The 803-nt window shown below is 43.8% G+C and carries 1 pseudogene; it reads left to right on the top strand.

The window, feature by feature from the left end:
• Positions 1 to 751, top strand: a pseudogene (locus tag L652_RS0100235) (amidase); the annotation flags it as partial.
• Positions 752 to 803: the final 52 nt, after the last annotated feature.

Genomic DNA, 803 nt, shown 5'->3' with positions numbered 1-803 from the left:
AAGCCATAACGTGATTGAAAAAGACGGCCTAATACCGTTGGCTCCGCCTTTTGATACCATAGGTTGGCTTACCCAAAGCGCCGAGCTATTAAGCGATGTAGGTAATGTACTGCTACCAAATCAAGCTATTAATAACGTTGATACCTTAGTTATTTGCGAGCCGTTATTTGAACTCGTTGACCCTGTTTTACAAGCCCCACTTAAACAATTGCTTGAAAAAACCAAGCCTAATTTTAAGCACCATAAAGAATTTGAACTACCTAACAGCAGCTTATTAAATGAACTTGCTGATAGTTTTAGAGTACTGCAAGGGCGAGCAATCGCAAAAACGCATAAAGACTGGCTTCAATTGCCGGGGCAACTTCCCCAGTTTGCTCCAGCAATTGCGGCACGTTTTAATATGGCGCTTGCCCTAACTGTTCAAGAAGAACAAGAAGCACTAAAAGTACAAACCCAATGGCAAACACTAATAGCTAAAAACCTAAATACAAACAGCTGTTTATTTTTGCCAACCACCCCCACAACCGCACCTAAATTAGGCGCCGACACAAGCGCCTTACGCATGCAAATTATTACGCTTTCGGCAATTGCAGGGCTTAGTGGCTCAGCGCAAGTGCATTTACCGCTGGCTGATTTAGCAAATGATCATCCGTATGGTTTTTCATTAATGATGAGCCACGGTAACGATAAAAGCCTACTTGCTTGCGTTAAGCACCTAGCTGCACACTTTAAACAGGACACACCGGCATGACCACACACAACATTGCATTTACCGCGTCTCATTTTTCGGCCACTGAGGCGGG

It is taken from the genome of Pseudoalteromonas sp. TB25 (assembly GCF_000497995.1).
Lineage (GTDB): Bacteria > Pseudomonadota > Gammaproteobacteria > Enterobacterales > Alteromonadaceae > Pseudoalteromonas > Pseudoalteromonas distincta.
The sequence above is the reverse complement of the archived record's forward strand: the minus strand, read 5'-3'. Positions and strand labels throughout refer to the sequence as shown.